The organism is Streptococcus acidominimus (assembly GCF_001921825.1).
GTDB lineage: Bacteria > Bacillota > Bacilli > Lactobacillales > Streptococcaceae > Streptococcus > Streptococcus acidominimus.
Window position 1 is genome coordinate 1 of record NZ_MSJL01000046.1, and the last position, 17953, is coordinate 17953.

Consider the following 17953-nt stretch of genomic DNA (forward strand, 5'->3'; position numbering starts at 1 on the left):
CTGCTTGAAGCCGTTTGTGATAGGCAGTGAGTGACTTGTCTTTAAGGGCTGTTCGAAGTTCTCTGATGTGGTCTTGTGTAAAGTTCATATCATTATTATAATTCAGATTTTGATTTTTGTTAAGTATAAATAATTGAAAAATGGTTAGAAATGAGAAAAAAAGAGAGGGCTGCTTTTCTACTTCAGCCCCCTCCCTTAGAATATCGGACATTCCTGTCTTTCCTACAAGATCTACAATTCAAAATCTTCTTCTAGCTTAGCAATCATATCCCTTAGCAATTTCTTATTAACATCAAATTTGATGGTCTTATCCTCCGAATTAAAGAGTAAGAGCTTGGCATTGATCAGTTTTTGGGTATGAAAGGAAACGGCAGCACCTGTAATCGCCAGTTGCTCTGCAATATCCTTACTCTTAGCATACGGTTTGGTCAGTGCCACCATGACCTTATAGCGTGTCTCATCACTTATGATTTTTAGGGTCGTTGTCAGCAAATCCTCATCGATCAACTGATCTGTCAGCAGCATTTGGTCAATATCCACCGAAGCACACAAGATGACTGGATAAGTCTGGTAATGACGATTGTAGATATAGGAAAACTGCGTCAACCATGGACTTAAAACACAAAATTGAATCTCGTCATAGTTCAATTCTTCAACACCACTCGACTTGTACAAGCCATGTTCACCATAGATTTTTTCATAGGAAAAATGGCGCGCAAATATCAAGCGTTGTTGCTGAAATTGCTGATAGTAGGGACGATACACGGGCGCGACTGCTACAACCAAGTCGACCTGTTCACGAACCGTTTCTATGGGTCTGCGAATCGCTTGGAACCATTTCCACTTATCCTCTGCTTTCATATCTGTCCGCTCAAGAATGGTTATTAAACTAGCTTTCTCATCATATTCTCCTTGATTAACAGCTGCTAGGGCGAAACGAATGGCACGCTCTGCCTTATCTTGGCTTACATTTGCTAGTAGATGACACGCCTCTTCTATCGTCTCAGGGTCTTTTCCTTCCTCAAGCAGTTCAAAATACAGAAAATGGAGAAAACCAAAGTTGGATCCGATCAAGTAAGTAGACAGCTGTTCACTCATATCCTCAAAAATAGATTCTAATTGCTTTTGAACCAGAAATGCTTCTTTTAAGATGAGCCGTTGTTTCTGACTCCATACCTCTTGACGGTCATCTGGCTTAACTTTTACTATAAATGGTGCATATAAAAATTCAATAATTTCACTGCGATGTTGGCTATATACTAATTCCATAACACTCTTTTCTATTTACTTTAAGATACAGAGGGCGTTAAAAAGCGATTGAAAAATAGGAAATACGACGAAGAAGCCAGTGAGAGTTTGCTTCGCAAACTTCTATCTTCCGCCTCTAAAGGTATACTATACCTTTAGAGCTAGGAGTATTTATCTTTTTTCCGAGCTTTTAGCCCGAGTTCAGTTAATCAAGATACAAAGCCCGTTAAAAACTCAAAGCGCACTCCTTTATGTATTCACAGTCACTTCCCTGACTTTGAATACCATATCTGTAAAGCAGGCATAGCCTGCAACAGTTACGGCAAACTAGGAAATCTGACGCAGAACCCTTAGACGAGAGCTTGCTTCGCAAACTTCTATCTCCCGCCTTCAAAGGTACCCCATACCTTTGAAGCTAGGAAGATTTATCCCTAAAGGGAGCCGCATTTGACACAAGTTTCACTCGTTCTATCTCCAACCTTCAACAGTTGGGTCTCTTTTTCCAAACCCTTAATCCAAATTCAATTTCTTTGCTTTTTATTGGGTATCATTCTCTATATCAGACGCTACATTTCTTCTAGTATAGACTAAAAGGGCTAGAGAAAGCAAGAAAAATATGAATGAAATAGTGCGAGCAGAACACATTACAACCAAGACGGCTACTAGCCCTTGCGTGACCAGCATGCCTAGCTGGAAAAAAGTAGCGATTCCTGCGCTGATCGTAGCTAATTGATTTTCAGGAAGAGCGCGATAAATGAGGGCACTGATTTTAGGATTGGCTACCCCCGCAAGGACTGCTGTCACAAATGAAAAGATGAAAACGCCATGGATAAAGCGGAAATAAAAGCTGACAAAGATAAATATTGGGAGATAGACTACCCATTTGGTCAAGCGAGCAATACTAACATCTTTAAAGAGACTGGTCGTCAAGAGGCTTCCTAAAATTGAGCCAACCAGATAGATGATGGAGTTTGCTGCAATGGTCATTGTGGGATTGAGAATGGCAAAACTCGGCATTTCTTTCATTGATAAAATCAACACAGGGGATAGGGCAACAAAGAGAGCATTTAGGACTGTCAATACTAAAATCACTGCCTTTAAAACTGGAATGCCTTGAACCGCTTGATAGGAATCAACCAAGCTCTTTTTCATATCCAGCAAGAGATTGCTGGCCTTATCTTTTTTTACTTCTTGGCTTAACGGATTTGCTAGTAGTAGTTTTTGCAAGGCTGGACGAATGCTCAAAGTAATGAGGAGACTGACCAAAAAGGTTCCTGCATTGAAAAAAGCTAGCTGCTGATAGGTCATCACTCCAATCAATACTGCACCGCTGGATTGAAAAACAATCCGCAATACCGCCCCGATTCCCTGACGAAAGGCGGAGACTGCCTCACGATCCTCATTTGAAATAACCCTCAGACTGACTGGCATAAAGAGGCTTGATTCATACTGGCCTGCAAGGTCTGATAGCAGGTTGATGAGACAGGCTACTGCTACGATCCATAGGGCAGGTGAAAAGCCCATGATTAGACCAACAATACTAGACTTGTTCGGTAACTACTTGGTTTCAAAATTAATAATCCCACAAATTAACTCAGCACGTATTTCAAAACGTTTTCTCCGACCACGATAGTCTTGTTTCATGATTTGAAAAGTCTTAAACTTCGCATTGAAATGCTCAATTTGGATACGAATCGCTGCCATCTCACGATTTAGTTGCTTTTCCTCTTCCGTCAATCTGTGATGTTTTGAGTTCTTAGCTGGAATAAAGCTATTTTCATGATAGTGAAGAATACCTTGATAGCCTAAGTCCACAAAAAGTATCGTATCTTTCGGTAAGCTAGAACCTATACTGGTTTTGAATAATGTAAAATCATGTGTATGCCCATCTGAAAATGCTAAGTGGCATACGCGATTCCTTTCTAAATTGAAGGTAATTTGTGTTTTGATTGTATGGTCTTTCTTTTTGCCTGAGTAGCTTTTTCTTTGGTTTTTTTAGGACGTTGAATCGGACTTTCTGTCACATCAATCGCAAGGCTACTAGGTGCTTCAAGCTTGTCTAGTTCAAAGAGCCCAGACGAGCGCAAGGTATCTTCAACCCATGTAAGCGTTGCATGGACAGTCGCTACACCTACTCCAAAATCAAAGGCTAATAATCACTGTGTTGGATAATAGCGTAAATGACGTAAGGTCATCATCAGTTGATCTTCCATCCTGAGTTTGCGTGGACGACCTCCTTGACGATGTTGACGTTGGTAAGCTACATTAAGACAGGTAAGCATTTCTTGAAAGGTCTCTTTTTGAACACCTATGAGAAGTTTGAAGTTCTCTGAACTGAGTTTTTGAGCTTTTTCATACATTGTTTCCATACAAATAGTATATCACATTTGGTTAACGAACAAGTCTACTATAAAATAAGATCCGAATGACCAAGGTTCCTACAATTGTATCCAGTTTATTCCTAGTCTTATCCGCCCACATCCCGATAAAAAGACCTACCAAAATCGGCAAGGTTTCAGAGAGGGTAATCATGGACAGTGCCAACTTGGTATCCGGCAGAATCAGGACATAGTTCATTAGGGCCAAATAGTAGAGCACATCTCCAAAATTAGATACCATATCTGCCACAAATGACAAGATGAATAATCGGTTTTGCATAATCTTTTTCATAGCTATTCTCCTTTATTTTACTACCTTCATTATAGCGGGAAATCTCCTAAAAACAAGGCTATTTAAGTAAGCGATGCGTATCCTCTAGCAAGTGGTCAGTATCTCCTAGTAAGCGGTGCCCAAGGGAGGCTAATTTTATCATCAAGAAAGGGTGATGATGTCAGTGAAATAGGGCTTTAAATCCTCCTGCAAATGGTGCGAAATCATCACTACTGTCATAGCTGGATCTGTGAGTAAGTTTTCCTCAATCATACGCGCCGTCGATGCATCAACAGCAGATGTCGCCTCATCTAGTAAGACGATTGGTAAGCGCCGGATCAAGATTCGGGCAAAAGCGATCCGCTGTTTTTCACCACCTGAAAAACGGTCCCCTAATTCTCCCACACTTTCCTCTAACTGATTCGGTAACTCCTTGATCAGATCCGCTAAGCCAACCTGTCCTAGCACAGACCAAACCTCCTCGTCTGTAAAGAGGTCTCCCAAGCAGATGTTAAATCGGACACTATCTGTAAAGAGAAAGACTTCTTGAGTCATATAGCCAATCTGCCGTGAAAAATTAACATCTTTCCTCGGAGCGTAGGGATGAGAGTCAATCCAAATCTCTCCTTCTTCACAGCGCAAACGTCCCAACAATAGTTTGAGTATCGTAGATTTCCCACTTCCACTTTTTCCAACCAAGGCATACTTTCCACCGAGGTTGAATTGAATAGTGAACTGCTTGAAAACCTGCTTATCCCCATAGGAACACCCTACCTCTGATAAGGAAATCCGATTGATTGGCTGTGGAAATTCCTCCTCATCCAAGTCTGCGACTGTCATCAAACGGTGTAGTTGCTCATCTGTCCCCCGCAACTTGGCGTATAGTTCAGTTAGATTGCCCGAGGATTCCAAAAAGACCGTTAGGATAGTCGGTGCAGATACAATGGCACCAAGGCTGATCATTCCTCGACTAATAAGAATGATGGTGAAAGCAAATATCAGCATTTCAAACAACCGTTGCACACTCTGATAACTCAAGAGAGCAAAGGACATCAAACGCGCAATCTCATACTCCTGCTCTTCCTTTTGGAGCTGACGTTCTGCTATTTTCTGTGGCAATAGGTAGAGCTGCTTCAAGTTTTTTAATACATCATAACCCGCTATGTATTCTCTTAAACGACTGGTAAACTGCCCATTTAGGAGAGACAAATTCGCATAACCAGAGCTTATTTTCTTGCCAAATCTACCACCGACAAAAAACAGAATCAGTGTTGAAAACAGGGCAAAAATAGCCAACCAAGCGCTAATCAAGGTAAGAAAGGAAAAGGAAATCAGGGTCAAGACCAAGGAATGGCTGAAAGAAAGTAGGGGATTCAAGAGGTAGGTCGCCACCACCTCAAGATTGTAGGTATAATTGGTCAGATGCTCCCCTTCTTCTAAGGCATGAAACTGCTGGTAGCTCATGTTCTCGATATTCTTACTGATCCGCTTTCCTAGATACAGTTTCCACGATTTGACAATCTGCGCATTGAGGATACGGATATAACTATTCAGACACTCGACCAAGATCAGCAGTAAAATCAGCAAACCGCTCTGATACCAGACCCCTGAGCGCCTCTCTAAAATTGCATCTAGAACCGTCATTCTGCCATAGATAGTATATAGACTGCCAACGGCAGTCACTAGGGTAAGCAAGACAGAAAGGCTCGTCTTCCCCCTTTCTTTTTTGCACAGCACCATAATATCTTTCACTTTATCACTTGCTTTATTTTTATTAAACAATTGCTTAACTATATTCTATACTTATTTTTGAAAAAGTCAATATTTTATTTAATAAAAATTAAGTATTTGCTTAAAACCATAATTTTGCTAAAATAACGGTAAATCTTTTTCTTTTTACAAACTTTTTATTATAATCTTAAAAGAGGTGAAAAATGTGAAAAAAATTGCTTTTGATTCAACTAAGTACTTACAATTACAACGCGACCATATTTTAGAGCGCATCCAGCAATTCGACGGGAAATTGTATATGGAATTTGGCGGAAAGATGCTGGAAGATTTCCATGCAGCCCGTGTTCTGCCCGGTTATGAGCCAGACAACAAGATCAAACTCCTCCAAGAATTGAAGGAGCAAGTAGAGATTGTCATTGCCATCAATGCAAGTAATATCGAGCATTCTAAGGCGCGAGGAGATCTCGGGATTTCCTATGATCAAGAGGTATTGCGCCTGATTGATACCTTTAATGACTTGGGGATCTATGTCGGATCTGTCGTTATTACCCAGTACACCAATCAACCAGCTGCTGATGCTTTCCGTCACCAGTTGGAAAAAAATGGTATTCAGTCCTATCTCCATTACCCTATCAAGGGCTATCCGTCAGACATTGACCATATCATTTCGCCTGAAGGTATGGGGAAAAATGACTATATCAAAACCAGTCGCAACCTAATTGTCGTGACTGCACCAGGTCCCGGTTCCGGTAAGTTGGCAACCTGTATTTCCCAGCTTTACCATGATCAATTGCATGGTATCAAGGCAGGATACGCCAAGTTTGAGACCTTCCCTGTGTGGAACTTACCACTTCATCACCCTGTCAATCTTGCCTATGAGGCGGCAACAGCCGACCTAGATGATCTCAATATGATCGATCCTTTCCATTTGCAAACCTATGGGAAAACAGCCGTCAACTACAACCGTGACATCGAGGTCTTCCCTGTACTCAATCGAACCTTTGAACGTATCTTGGCTAAGTCTCCTTATGCGTCTCCGACTGACATGGGCGTCAATATGGTAGGCTATTCAATCGTTGATGAAGAAGCTGCTATTGCGGCTTCCAAGGAAGAAATCATCCGCCGCTACTACCAGACCTTGGTGGATTTCAAGGCAGAGCGTGTCCCTGCATCAGCTGTGAAAAAGATTGAGCTCTTGATGAATGAAGTTGGCGTTTCAGCAAGCGACCGTCAGGTAACCATTGCTGCACGCGCAAAAGCTGAAGCGACAGGACAACCAGCCCTTGCGATCGAACTACCAAATGGCGAGATTGTGACAGGTAAAACATCAGAACTCTTTGGTCCGTCCGCTGCTGTTATCATCAATGCCATCAAAAAACTTGCCAAAATTGATAAGAAAACCCACTTGATTGAGCCTGAATATGTCAAACCAATTCAGAATCTCAAGATCAACCATCTGGGTAATCGCAACCCACGTCTACACTCTAACGAGCTTCTGATTGCTCTTGCCATTACTGCCATGAACAAGCCAGAGGCAGACCTTGCCATGAAACAATTAGGAAACTTGAAAGGCAGTGAATGCCACTCTACCGTGACCCTGCCAGAAGAAGATCGCAACGTTCTACGGAAACTCGGCATCAATGTCACCTTCGATCCCAACTATCAGCACAACAAGTTTTATCATAAGTCCTAAAAAAGACCCAGCTTGACATTGCAGCAGGCTGGGTTTATTTTTTAGTACTAGGCAACGAGTCGCAGATAGTACTGGGGTACAGCAAGACGAGTTAACGAAGTAATAAAAATATAAACTAAATGACTATATTAAGGATTATTTACTGGCGGGCTGTTGGCTAACTCCTGAACCAATAGTTCAGTGGACTATTTCTCTTGATTTCCTAGCTCTTGAAAAGACAGCCCTATGGAATGTCTTTTGATATTAACACACTGATACCTTTGCAAATCACAAAAACAGAGAACCGTTGGATCTCTGTTCAATTTCTATTATTAAGCTCCTGAACCAATAGTCCACCGGACTATGGCTCGCCGTCTTATTTCTTAGCTCGTGAAAAAACAGTCCACTGGACTATGACTCGCCATCTTATTCCTTAGCTCGTGAAAAAACAGTCCACCGGACTATGACTCGCCGTCTTATTTCTTAGCTCGTGAAAAAACAGTCCACTGGACTTAACTCGCTTTCTTATTTCTTAACTCGTGAAAAAACAGTCCACTGGACTTAACTCGCTTTCTTATTTCTTAGCTCGTGAAAAAACAGTCCACTGGACTTAACTCGCTTTCTTATTTCTTAGCTCGTGAAAAAACAGTCCACCGGACTGTTTTTTTAATCAAACTTCACATACTCTTTTTGTAGTTCAAGGACTTCTTCTGCTGTTGCGCATTCTGTCAATGCACGGGTTGCATATTCTTGCATTTTAGCAGTATCCAATTGTTTCATCAAGCTACGTGTACGAAGGACAGAAGTTGCGCTCATTGAGAACTCATCCAAGCCCATTCCCACTAGAAGTGGCACTGCTTGTTGGTCTCCTGCCATTTCTCCACACATACCAGCCCATTTGCCTTCTGCATGCGCTGCTTTAATCACGTTGTTGATTAAGCGCAGGATAGATGGATTATATGGTTGGTAGAGGTATGAAACTTGCTCGTTCATACGGTCAGCAGCCATAGTATATTGGATCAGGTCATTTGTCCCGATAGAGAAGAAATCAACTTCTTTCGCAAATTGATCTGCAAGCATTGCTGCTGCTGGAATCTCAATCATAATTCCGACTTGGATATTATCTGCAACTGCTACACCTTCTGCGAGCAATTTCGCTTTTTCTTCTTCATAGATTGCTTTTGCTGCACGGAATTCCGTAATCAAGGCTACCATTGGGAACATGATCCGCAATTGACCGTGAACAGATGAGCGAAGAAGGGCACGCAATTGCGTACGGAACATTTGATTGCCTGTCTCAGAGATTGAGATACGAAGAGCACGGAAACCAAGGAAAGGATTCATTTCATGTGGAAGATCGAAGTAAGGAAGCTCCTTATCTCCACCGATATCCATTGTACGAACAACAACTGGTTTTCCATTCATTCCCTCAAGAACGGCCTTGTAGGCTTCGTACTGCTCGTCTTCTGTCGGGAAATCTTGTGAATCCATGTAAAGAAACTCTGTGCGGTAAAGACCAACAGCTTCTGCACCGTTGTCGTTGACACCTTCAACATCCTTTGGTGTACCGATATTCGCAGCAAGCTCAAAATGCTTCCCGTCAGCTGTCACAGTTTGCGCGTCTTTCAGAAGAGCCCATTCTGCTTTTTGCTTAGCGTATGCTTCACCAGCTGCTTTAAATGTTGCAATCTCTTCCTCTGACGGATTGATAATCACTTCACCAGTAATTCCATTTACTGCAAGAACATCACCATCTTTTACAATTTCAGTGATATTATTTGTACCAAGAACAGCCGCAATTTCAAGTGTCCGAGCCATGATAGCAGAGTGACTTGTACGACCACCGATATTGGTAACAAATGCTTTGACAAAGTTTTTATCCAATTGTGCTGTATCAGAAGGTGTCAAGTCATGTGCAATCACGATAGACTCTTCTGAAATCGCTGCAGGGTTCGGTAAACGAACACCTAACAAGTGTGCCAAGACACGTTTGGTCACGTCGCGAATGTCCGCTGCGCGCTCTTGCATGTATGGATTGTCGTCCATGCCTTCAAAAATAGCGATGAACATATCTGTAACTTCTGTCAATCCGCTCTCAGCATTCACCTTTTTGGCACGAATAGTTTCTTTAATTTGACCGACCATTTCAGGGTCAGCAAGAACCATCAAATGGGCATCAAAAACGGCTGCCGCTTCTTCACCAAGGCTAGCTACTGCGTTCTCTCTAATAACAGAAAGCTCGTTTTGTGACGCTTCTAAAGCAGCATCCAAACGAGCTTCTTCTGCATCTGTATCTGTATCTGTAACAGTTTCAAACGATAAATCTGGTTGAACGAGTAGATATGCCTTCGCAACCGCAACACCGTCAGATGCTGCAATTCCTTTAAGCATTTCTGTCATACTCCTATGCCAAACCTTCCTTGTCCATTGTTTCAGTGATAGCTGCGATTGCATCGTCAGCGTCAGCACCTTCAGCAGTAATTGTCACATCAGCACCTTGACCAACACCAAGGCTCATAACACCCATGATTGATTTAAGGTTTACGGATTTGTCTTTGTAGTTCAAAGTGATGTCAGAAGCAAATTTGCTAGCTGTTTGCACAAGCAAGGTTGCTGGACGTGCGTGAATACCTGTTTCTGCCACAATGTGGAAATCTTTTGAAGCCATATTTGGATTCTCCTTTATTTGTTCAATATTGAAGGTTAGTTGTGATAACCCTTACAAAGGACATTATACCATTTCTTGAAATCATTTTCAAGAATTTTTTATCTTTCTTTCAAAAATCCCCTTGGATCTGAAAGGGAGAAAAAACAATCCTATTTAGGTAAAAAATGAAAATATCTTGGAAGTCCTGCGAAAAGTCCTGCAAACGGCAAAATAGCAGGCGTTATACTATATATAGTGTTCTTCCCCCTAATAAAGCACTATATTTAGTTTTTAAGTTGACATTTTTCCCATTTCATTGTATCCTATATGGGTGACTAAAAAAGGAGAACTATATGATTACTGTTTATTCAAAAAATGATTGCGTACAATGCAAGATGACCAAACGGTTCTTGGACCAACACCAAGTCTCATTCAAGGAAATCAATCTTGACGAACAGCCTGAATTTATCGACCATGTCAAGAGTCTAGGATTTTCTGCGGCACCTGTCATCGAGACAGAGACAGAAAGTTTTTCTGGTTTCCAACCGGGAAAATTAAAAAATCTTGTCTCCGCTTAATCATCTACCATTGAAAAACATAGAAAGAGTTACTGTATGAGTTTGAAAGAATTAGGGAATGTTTCCTACTTCCGTCTTAATAATGAAATCAACCGTCCAGTCAATGGACAAATCCCGCTTCATAAGGATCAAGAAGCCCTCAAAGCCTTTTTCAAGGAAAATGTACTGCCAAATACCAAACCCTTTGCTAGCATTACAGAGAAAATCCACTACTTAGTAGAAGAAAATTATCTTGAGCAAGCCTTTTTGGAACAGTATAGCCCTGCTTTTATTGAAAAGCTGGCACAATTCTTGAAGGATCAGAACTTCCGTTTCAAATCGTTCATGGCAGCCTATAAGTTCTATAATCAGTATGCCCTCAAGACCAACGACAGTGCCTACTACCTAGAAAGCATGGAGGATCGTGTACTCTTCAATGCTCTTTATTTTGCAGAGGGCAACGAGGAGCTGGCTATGGACTTGGCAAATGAAATGATTCATCTTCGCTACCAGCCTGCGACTCCAAGTTTCTTGAATGCTGGGCGCGCACGCCGCGGGGAATTGGTATCGTGTTTCCTAATTCAGGTGACTGATGATATGAATGCGATCGGACGTTCCATCAACTCTGCCCTTCAACTCTCTCGTATCGGTGGCGGGGTCGGGATTTCCCTCAGCAATCTACGGGAAGCCGGTGCACCAATCAAAGGATATGAGGGAGCTGCATCAGGGGTCGTTCCTGTCATGAAGCTGTTTGAAGATAGCTTTTCTTACTCCAACCAATTGGGACAACGTCAGGGCGCTGGTGTAGTCTACCTTGATGTCTTCCATCCAGACATTATCGCCTTTCTGTCTACTAAGAAAGAGAATGCTGACGAGAAGGTGCGTGTCAAAACGCTTTCTCTTGGGATCACCATTCCAGATAAGTTCTACGAGTTAGCTCGTCAGAATGAGGATATGTATCTCTTTAGTCCATACTCGATTGAACGGGAATACGGTGTGCCATACAGCTATATCGATATTACCGAAAAATATGATGAATTGGTCGCGAATCCAAACATTCGCAAGACCAAGATTAAGGCTCGCGACTTGGAGACTGAAATTTCCAAACTCCAACAAGAATCTGGCTATCCTTATGTCATCAATATTGACACAGCCAACCGTAGCAATCCTGTGGACGGGAAGATTATCATGTCAAATCTCTGTTCGGAGATTCTCCAAGTTCAGGTACCAAGCAAATTAAACGATTCCCAAGAGTACCTCAAGATGGGGACAGACGTGTCATGTAACCTTGGTTCAACCAACATTGTCAACCTCATGAAATCGCCTGACTTTGGGCGCTCTATCCGTACCATGACACGCGCTCTGACCTATGTAACAGACCATTCACATATTTCAGCCGTTCCATCAATTGAACACGGCAATCGTCAAGCGCACTCAATCGGGCTTGGAGCAATGGGCTTGCACAGCTTCCTTGCACAACATTTGATTGAATACGGGTCAGCCGAAGCCGTTGAATTTACCAACATCTACTTTATGTTGCTCAACTACTGGACCTTGGTTGAATCAAACAACATTGCCCGCGAACGCAAGACAAGTTTCCACAACTTTGAAAAATCAAAATACGCGGATGGTTCTTACTTTGATAAATATAGTACCGGTAACTACCAGCCACACTCTCCTCGTGTTAAAGAACTCTTTGAGGGAATCTTTATACCAAGCGGTGAGGACTGGGCAAGGCTCCGTGACAAGGTACAGGCAGATGGTCTCTACCACCAAAACCGTCTAGCGGTTGCTCCAAACGGATCTATCAGCTATATCAATGATGTCTCTGCTTCGATTCACCCGATTACGCAACGGATTGAAGAACGCCAAGAAAAGAAAATCGGTAAGATCTACTATCCAGCGGCGGGACTTGCAACTGAAACGATTCCATTTTATAAATCTGCCTATGATATGGACATGCGAAAGGTCATTGATGTCTATGCTGCCGCAACAGAGCATGTCGACCAAGGGCTATCGCTCACCCTCTTCATGCGGAGTGATATTCCTCAAGGCATCTACGAATGGAAAACTGAAAATAAACAGACGACACGCGACCTTTCCATCTTGCGCAACTATGCCTTCAATAAAGGCGTCAAATCCATCTACTACGTCCGTACCTTTACAGATGACGGAGAAGAAGTTGGCGCAAACCAATGCGAAAGCTGTGTGATTTAATCAATAGACCGGAGTGGAGATCTGATTTCTGAGAAATCGTGAAGAATCCCACTCCCTCTCTTTTTGCAAAGACCACTATCCTTTTGATTTTCAAAGAGTATTTAAAATATGGTATAATGGTCTGAATACTGTAATAGAAAGTGATACTTATGGAAACCTACTACAAAGCCATAAACTGGAATACTATTGAAGATGTGATTGATAAGTCAACCTGGGAAAAACTGACCGAGCAATTCTGGCTTGACACCCGTATTCCGCTCTCAAATGACTTGGATGACTGGCGTAAATTAAGCGCAAAAGAAAAAGACTTGGTTGGAAAAGTCTTTGGGGGATTGACCCTTCTTGATACCCTCCAATCTGAAACAGGGGTTCAGGCGCTTCGTCAAGATATTCGGACACCGCATGAAGAAGCTGTCTATAATAATATCCAGTTCATGGAATCTGTCCATGCTAAATCCTACTCTTCCATCTTTTCAACCCTTAATACTAAATCTGAAATTGATGAGATTTTTGACTGGACCAACAGCAATGAGTACCTCCAACGCAAGGCTCAAATCATCAATGAAATTTACGAAACAGGTACACCATTAGAGAAAAAGGTTGCCAGCGTTTTCTTGGAAACTTTCCTCTTTTACTCTGGTTTCTTCACGCCGCTCTACTACCTAGGAAATAATAAGCTCGCAAACGTTGCTGAAATCATCAAGCTCATTATCCGTGATGAATCCGTACACGGAACCTATATCGGCTATAAGTTCCAGCTTGGTTTTAACGAGTTGTCCGAAGAGGAGCAAGGCAAACTCCGCGACTGGATGTATGACCTCCTCTACCAACTCTATGAAAATGAAGAAGGTTATACAGAAAGTCTCTATGATGACCTTGGCTGGACAGAAGAGGTCAAGACCTTCCTTCGCTACAATGCTAATAAGGCTCTCATGAATCTAGGGCAAGATCCGCTCTTTCCTGATTCAGCTAATGATGTGAACCCGATTGTCATGAATGGTATCTCAACGGGGACCTCCAACCATGACTTCTTCTCCCAAGTCGGAAACGGCTACCTACTCGGTACCGTCGAAGCCATGCAGGACGATGATTACCTCTATGGTTTATAAGAATACGATAAAAGAGTCCTCTGGACTTAACTCGCTTTCTTATTTCTTAGCTCGTGAAAAAACAGTCCTCTGGACTTAACTCGCTTTCTTATTTCTTAGCTCGTGAAAAAACAGTCCTCTGGACTGTTTTTTTGTGCTATTCAGATAGAAATCAAATTTAAGAAAACCAGAAAGTTGAGAAGGAACCGTCCCCAACATTCATCACAAGTAATCTATTCCTTCTCATGTTCCAAATGGTTCAGTCCAGTCAACAGTAAGAACAGATAGAGTACAATTCCCAACTGTACCAAATTCTCAGACTGCTTGTCACCTGTTTTAGGTAACGTAGCTGCCTTCATCTTCATAGCTTCAGATGACGCATTCGTTACTGCAGTAGAGGGAGGAAAATGATCTGATTCTACCGTATTGGTAGGAATTACTTCTTTTCTTTTTATACCTGTTTGAGAAGAAATGACAGTATCTAAAGATACAATCGTATCGGAACGTTCGATTTCTTTTGTAGAAACTTGTCCTGCACTACTTTTTCCAGTATCTACCAACTCCTTTTCTCCTGCCTTTTGACCAGATTCATTCGGTATTGGTTGCTCATCTTTCATTTCATTCTCATTGGATGAATGACCAAGATAGAGGTGCGTATACAGCTGCTGTGGAGTGATTCCTCCACCTACCCAACCTGATAGAGGTCTACCATTTTTTATATATAAAACAGTAGGTGTTCCTGGAATGCCGATTGTTTGAAAAACAAATTCTTTAGCAGCGTCATCAAAATCTTCACCATCGGTATCATAATATTCTAAACGATTCTCAATAAGTTGGTTAAACTCTTTTAATTCTGGTGAAAATTGACGACAATAGTAGCAGCTACCGCGACCAAAGTAAAAGGTATGTTCAAGATTGTCTTCTGTAAAAGCATGACGAACATCTTCTATGCTAACTTTTTTAAAATCCGCAACATTCGCTCCATATTCCTCAACGGTTACTTCTACGGGTGATGCTTCAATGACTTCTGTAGTCTCTGGTTGAGTAGCCACTGAATCAGTTACGGGAACTTCGGCAACAGGTTGTATAGCCGCTGAATCAGTTGCAGGAACTTCGGCAACAGGTTGTATAGCCGCTGAATCAGTTGCGGGAACTTCGGCAACAGGTTGTATAGCCGTTGTAAGCACTTCCGCACTTTCTGCTCGTACAAGGCTTGTTCCAAACGTAGCGAAAACCGCCAAGCTGTATAATAATGATGTTACTGCATTTTTCTTCATGTTGAAAACTTCCCCTACTTGATATCGATTGTAACCAATTTTTTCTTTACCTGATTATCACAAAGCTCCTAGAAGTCATATACACTCAAGATTTCTAGGAGCTTTGTTCATACTGTCTTTAATGCCTCTATCATTGATAGGACTATCTACGTTCTGGCATGATTTTCTAACTTATTTTTAAGCTCCTAGCATTTACAGCATCCCCACAGGACCGTATAGTTTTAAATTGGGCTTCACCTGACGATAATGAAATTGATCATATCGGCGCCAAGCTTTTTTCAATTCTTCACTGACCTCTAAGGAACTGATGCCAATCAAACGGCTCGTTCGTTGATAAAATTTTTCAAGGGCTATCAACAGGACATTGTCTACAGATTTACTATTTTTTAATACTGTTAGTATCTCCTGTATGTTCTCTTGAAATTTAAGTGTATCATAATGAACAGGCTGAGACATTCCCTGAAAAACTATATAGAGTTCATTTATCAAAGAATAGGCCTCTTTTTGTATCTCTTTCATGTCGCCTCCTTATTATTTAAGGTAATGGATTATGCAAATCACCTATAGAAGAAGCCATATTATTTACTACATTTCCAACAATATTAGACCAATTGACTTTACAATTTCCATTATTCATATTCGCCGTAGTATAACGATAACCATTACGGCAGATGATATTATCGCTGATAGAGCTAAATGGTGAATACCAACCATACGGAACTCCGGATCCCTCAACTTGGCTTAGAGCTTCTGGCTCTAAGGTATTAAATTGTTCCATTACTTTTGTATTCATAATGAATACCTCCTTATTTTTTATGTTATCCCGCTGCAACTTTGACAAACACAGTATATCACTTACTTACAACACTATGATTTCCATCTCCTGAACAGTCATTGAATCTTCCTAAATGGGAATAGTAGCTATGTGAGACTATCATTCAACCCTTTGAATTTTAAGGTTTCTTGATTTATTATAAATGCTTTGCTAGTCTGCTTAATCAGCAGGATAGTTAGAAATGACATCCTAGTACAATAGCTTAAACATCTATCGCCACATTCTGATACTCAAAGAAAATCAAAAATAGACGAGGAAACGCAACTAGGGTTCATCAAGATAAGTTGACAAAGTATCGTTTTAATCTTCAAAGAGTATGAGCTTTTGACTTTGTTAATGAAAGCCTATATCTAAATGAACGACATCAACAGCACAAAGCTATTATAGCCCCCATGCACTAAAATCGGAACGAGTAAATTGTCGCTGCATTTGTAAGAAAGACCCAAAATGAAGCCTGATAGTGCATAAAATAAGAATGACACTACATCAAAGGGGCTATGTAAATAAGAAAATATAGAAGAAGTCAGAATGATACCCAGCCAAGAATTTTGAAAGATTCCTTTTTGGACAAACCCTCTCAAACAGAGCTCCTCCTCAATAGGTGCAAAAACGGCAACTGATAGTATGAGAGAAAGACTATAACCATCCACTCTATCAGCAGCAAAACCACTCGACGCACCTGATGAAACTGGAAAAATACTCGCATAGATACTAAGAGCTACTATATCTAAGAGCAAAAATAGCAAAACTTGAAGTACGTGCCTTTTTTCTAACCTAGTAAGAGAAATTACTCCATCCTTTTTTGTATATTTTATACAAAAAAACAAGAAAATCGTACAAAAAATAATAAATACTAGTTCATGATGGTGATAATTCCCTTGATTAATCATATATCTCATGACGCCAAATACAATCGGGAGTAGCACCACAAATGTAACATATTTTCCTTTATCTACCATAACTTGCTCCTTATACTGGAATCATCACTCTCATTTCCCACAAAATGAGATAACCAATAGTTGACTTTGCTCTCAATCAACCATTGGTTATCCATATTTCTATTTCCAATCACGACTATCTACATGGCAAAACTGGTGCAGGATAGGCAGGGTCATATTCATATCGTATTATCCAATTGAAAAATTTTGAAATCAGCCTATTAAAGAGAATAATTCAATCACCCAAAAATCCATTTAAAAAGATAACTGCTTAATAGATAAATGAGTGGAGCTACGCCAGCAATTACTAGCTTTCGATTATTCTTTCTAATACCAACCAATATAAATACAAGGGGAACTATGAATAGTAAAAGCGATAAAATACTTCTATAATCCACCGATAATTGCCTTTCCACTACCAACAACGCATCCTACTCCAGCCGCCAAACCTCCTGAAAATGCTGCACCAATGATAATTCCGCCTATACAATGTCCCACAACTGACCCCCAATTAATTTCACCACCATATACACTTTCCAAGTCAAGATCATATAAAATATGAAAATCTTCATGCTGTTTCATGGTATACCTCCTTAGTTAGTTAAATTTATTACCTATCATTCCACCCATGCAGACAAAACCTCCAGCAATTGCCCCAACATGTGCTCCAACAAATGCACCTGGAACTGCTCCAACTCCTCCTACTGGTGCTCCCCACATAGCCCCGCTTCCAGCTCCAGATAACATATATATTCCCATATCTTTAAGACAATCTTTACCAGAGTATCCACCCTCAACCGTTTCAAGTAGTTCAGTGTCTAAAATATCGAACTGTGAGATCGTTTGTGTATTCATCATGAATACCTCCTTTTAATTTTTTATGTTGTCTCATTGCAACGTTGACAAATAGACTTGTTCGGTAACCAAATGTGATATACTATTTGTATGGAAACCATGTATGAAAAAGCTCAAAAACTCAGTTCAGAGAACTTCAAACTTCTCATAGGTGTTCAAAAAGAGACCTTTCAAGAAATGCTTACCTGTCTCAATGTAGCTTACCAACGTCAACATCGTCAAGGAGGTCGTCCACGCAA

At 41.0% G+C, this 17953-nt stretch carries 16 protein-coding genes and 3 pseudogenes; 5 read left to right on the plus strand and 14 right to left on the minus strand.

All coding sequences use genetic code 11. The features are described 5' to 3' along the window. The 6 genes and pseudogenes from BU200_RS11400 to BU200_RS08635 all read right to left on the minus strand — a co-directional run. On the minus strand, positions 1 to 211 hold a 211-nt coding region (locus BU200_RS11400), incomplete at its 3' end, for a hypothetical protein (protein WP_211268963.1). A gap of 20 nt (positions 212 to 231) precedes the next feature. Continuing rightward, positions 232 to 1269 (minus strand): winged helix-turn-helix transcriptional regulator, encoded by a 1038-nt coding sequence (locus BU200_RS08615; RefSeq protein WP_075099763.1) that lies wholly within the window; start codon positions 1267 to 1269, stop codon positions 232 to 234. A 516-nt stretch (positions 1270 to 1785) separates the two neighbouring features. Continuing rightward, positions 1786 to 2772 carry an MFS transporter gene (locus tag BU200_RS08620; RefSeq protein WP_075099764.1) on the minus strand — a complete coding sequence of 329 codons (987 nt, stop codon included), beginning with the start codon at positions 2770 to 2772 and terminating at the stop codon, positions 1786 to 1788. Between the two features lie 33 nt (positions 2773 to 2805). Next, a pseudogene (locus tag BU200_RS08625) lies at positions 2806 to 3617 on the minus strand (IS5 family transposase). 37 nt (positions 3618 to 3654) lie between these two features. Next, a pseudogene (locus tag BU200_RS08630) lies at positions 3655 to 3918 on the minus strand (MFS transporter); the annotation flags it as partial. 141 nt (positions 3919 to 4059) lie between these two features. Further along, positions 4060 to 5637 carry an ATP-binding cassette domain-containing protein gene (locus BU200_RS08635; RefSeq protein ID WP_075099766.1) on the minus strand — a complete coding sequence of 526 codons (1578 nt, stop codon included), beginning with the start codon at positions 5635 to 5637 and terminating at the stop codon, positions 4060 to 4062. 196 nt (positions 5638 to 5833) lie between these two features. Here BU200_RS08635 and BU200_RS08640 point away from each other — a divergent pair, with 196 nt between their 5' ends. Further along, complete coding sequence (locus tag BU200_RS08640) at positions 5834 to 7321, plus strand: DUF1846 domain-containing protein (protein WP_075099767.1); 1488 nt, start codon at positions 5834 to 5836, stop codon at positions 7319 to 7321. 645 nt (positions 7322 to 7966) lie between these two features. On the opposite strand, the gene ptsP is transcribed toward BU200_RS08640, so the two are convergent. Both ptsP and BU200_RS08650 read right to left on the minus strand, forming a co-directional pair. Next, positions 7967 to 9700 (minus strand): phosphoenolpyruvate--protein phosphotransferase, encoded by a 1734-nt coding sequence (gene ptsP, locus BU200_RS08645; protein ID WP_075099768.1) that lies wholly within the window; start codon positions 9698 to 9700, stop codon positions 7967 to 7969. 4 nt (positions 9701 to 9704) lie between these two features. Next, entirely contained in the window at positions 9705 to 9968 is a 264-nt protein-coding gene (locus BU200_RS08650) for a phosphocarrier protein HPr (protein ID WP_018378296.1), read from the minus strand. Positions 9969 to 10300: 332 nt separating this feature from the next. Between BU200_RS08650 and nrdH the strand changes: the two genes are divergently transcribed. The 3 genes from nrdH (at position 10301) to nrdF (ending at position 13830) form a co-directional block, all read left to right on the plus strand. Continuing rightward, complete coding sequence (gene nrdH / locus BU200_RS08655) at positions 10301 to 10525, plus strand: glutaredoxin-like protein NrdH (RefSeq protein ID WP_075099769.1); 225 nt, start codon at positions 10301 to 10303, stop codon at positions 10523 to 10525. Positions 10526 to 10561: 36 nt separating this feature from the next. After that, a complete protein-coding gene (gene nrdE, locus BU200_RS08660) occupies positions 10562 to 12721 on the plus strand; it encodes a class 1b ribonucleoside-diphosphate reductase subunit alpha (protein ID WP_075099770.1) in 2160 nt (719 codons plus the stop codon). Between the two features lie 149 nt (positions 12722 to 12870). Then, a complete protein-coding gene (gene nrdF / locus BU200_RS08665) occupies positions 12871 to 13830 on the plus strand; it encodes a class 1b ribonucleoside-diphosphate reductase subunit beta (protein WP_075099771.1) in 960 nt (319 codons plus the stop codon). A 212-nt stretch (positions 13831 to 14042) separates the two neighbouring features. Here nrdF and BU200_RS08670 read toward each other — a convergent pair whose 3' ends face one another. The 6 genes from BU200_RS08670 to BU200_RS08695 form a co-directional block, all read right to left on the minus strand. Continuing rightward, entirely contained in the window at positions 14043 to 15086 is a 1044-nt protein-coding gene (locus BU200_RS08670; RefSeq protein ID WP_075099772.1) for a DUF6568 family protein, read from the minus strand. Between the two features lie 192 nt (positions 15087 to 15278). Beyond that, the gene (locus BU200_RS08675; RefSeq protein WP_075099773.1) at positions 15279 to 15605 is read right to left on the minus strand and encodes a hypothetical protein; all 327 of its coding nucleotides are present in this window, start codon (positions 15603 to 15605) and stop codon (positions 15279 to 15281) included. Positions 15606 to 15621: 16 nt separating this feature from the next. After that, the gene (locus BU200_RS08680; RefSeq protein ID WP_075099774.1) at positions 15622 to 15879 is read right to left on the minus strand and encodes a hypothetical protein; all 258 of its coding nucleotides are present in this window, start codon (positions 15877 to 15879) and stop codon (positions 15622 to 15624) included. A gap of 392 nt (positions 15880 to 16271) precedes the next feature. After that, the gene (locus BU200_RS08685) at positions 16272 to 16880 is read right to left on the minus strand and encodes a CPBP family intramembrane glutamic endopeptidase (protein WP_075099775.1); all 609 of its coding nucleotides are present in this window, start codon (positions 16878 to 16880) and stop codon (positions 16272 to 16274) included. A 366-nt stretch (positions 16881 to 17246) separates the two neighbouring features. Continuing rightward, positions 17247 to 17441, minus strand: a complete 195-nt coding sequence (locus BU200_RS08690) for a TmhB bacteriocin enhancer peptide (RefSeq protein ID WP_075099776.1) — start codon at positions 17439 to 17441, stop codon at positions 17247 to 17249. 15 nt (positions 17442 to 17456) lie between these two features. Then, positions 17457 to 17717: a Blp family class II bacteriocin gene (locus BU200_RS08695; protein WP_447441985.1), complete on the minus strand. Its 261-nt coding sequence runs from the start codon at positions 17715 to 17717 to the stop codon at positions 17457 to 17459. Between the two features lie 87 nt (positions 17718 to 17804). Here BU200_RS08695 and BU200_RS11290 point away from each other — a divergent pair. Then, positions 17805 to 17953: pseudogene (locus BU200_RS11290) on the plus strand (IS5/IS1182 family transposase); the annotation flags it as partial.

What these genes read in the sequence shown, in the direction of transcription:
- BU200_RS08615 (WP_075099763.1), bottom strand. Translation starts at nt 1,269, where the DNA reads ATGGAATTAGTATATAGCCAACATCGCAGTGAAATTATTGAATTTTTA.
- BU200_RS08620 (WP_075099764.1), bottom strand. Translation starts at nt 2,772, where the DNA reads ATGGGCTTTTCACCTGCCCTATGGATCGTAGCAGTAGCCTGTCTCATC.
- BU200_RS08635 (WP_075099766.1), bottom strand. Translation starts at nt 5,637, where the DNA reads ATGGTGCTGTGCAAAAAAGAAAGGGGGAAGACGAGCCTTTCTGTCTTG.
- ptsP (WP_075099768.1), bottom strand. Translation starts at nt 9,700, where the DNA reads ATGACAGAAATGCTTAAAGGAATTGCAGCATCTGACGGTGTTGCGGTT.
- BU200_RS08650 (WP_018378296.1), bottom strand. Translation starts at nt 9,968, where the DNA reads ATGGCTTCAAAAGATTTCCACATTGTGGCAGAAACAGGTATTCACGCA.
- nrdH (WP_075099769.1), top strand. Translation starts at nt 10,301, where the DNA reads ATGATTACTGTTTATTCAAAAAATGATTGCGTACAATGCAAGATGACC.
- nrdE (WP_075099770.1), top strand. Translation starts at nt 10,562, where the DNA reads ATGAGTTTGAAAGAATTAGGGAATGTTTCCTACTTCCGTCTTAATAAT.
- nrdF (WP_075099771.1), top strand. Translation starts at nt 12,871, where the DNA reads ATGGAAACCTACTACAAAGCCATAAACTGGAATACTATTGAAGATGTG.
- BU200_RS08670 (WP_075099772.1), bottom strand. Translation starts at nt 15,086, where the DNA reads ATGAAGAAAAATGCAGTAACATCATTATTATACAGCTTGGCGGTTTTC.
- BU200_RS08675 (WP_075099773.1), bottom strand. Translation starts at nt 15,605, where the DNA reads ATGAAAGAGATACAAAAAGAGGCCTATTCTTTGATAAATGAACTCTAT.
- BU200_RS08680 (WP_075099774.1), bottom strand. Translation starts at nt 15,879, where the DNA reads ATGAATACAAAAGTAATGGAACAATTTAATACCTTAGAGCCAGAAGCT.
- BU200_RS08685 (WP_075099775.1), bottom strand. Translation starts at nt 16,880, where the DNA reads ATGGTAGATAAAGGAAAATATGTTACATTTGTGGTGCTACTCCCGATT.
- BU200_RS08690 (WP_075099776.1), bottom strand. Translation starts at nt 17,441, where the DNA reads ATGAAACAGCATGAAGATTTTCATATTTTATATGATCTTGACTTGGAA.
- BU200_RS08695 (WP_447441985.1), bottom strand. Translation starts at nt 17,717, where the DNA reads ATGATGAATACACAAACGATCTCACAGTTCGATATTTTAGACACTGAA.